The sequence below is a fragment of the Paenibacillus sp. FSL R7-269 genome, from assembly GCF_000517865.1.
Taxonomy (GTDB): domain Bacteria; phylum Bacillota; class Bacilli; order Paenibacillales; family Paenibacillaceae; genus Paenibacillus_AQ.
On sequence record NZ_ASPS01000156.1, the window covers coordinates 1 to 252 of the forward strand.

Sequence of the window (252 nt, forward strand, 5' to 3'; positions counted from 1 at the left end):
GACTCTCCCAGCCAGCTCTGCTCCAGCACCAGGGTGCCAGCCGCAGTCGCCGTTACCGCTGTACCGTTCACGGTATACGTGCCATTCGTAATCAGACCACTCAATTGCTCGGCTGCGTAGTCAATCACCGCTGCCGGGGTAGTCTCTGCCGCTGGCACATACGCATTCACCGTTACACTATGCGTTTCCGATACAAACGACGACGCCGTCAATTTCACACGGACCTCGTACGTACCCGGAGCCAGTCCCGTA

1 protein-coding gene is annotated in these 252 nt (G+C 58.3%); it reads right to left on the minus strand.

Features of this window, described 5'->3' with window-relative positions; all coding sequences use genetic code 11:
* A partial coding sequence (locus tag C162_RS36535) for a hypothetical protein (RefSeq protein ID WP_036702530.1) occupies positions 1 to 252 on the minus strand: 252 nt, incomplete at both ends.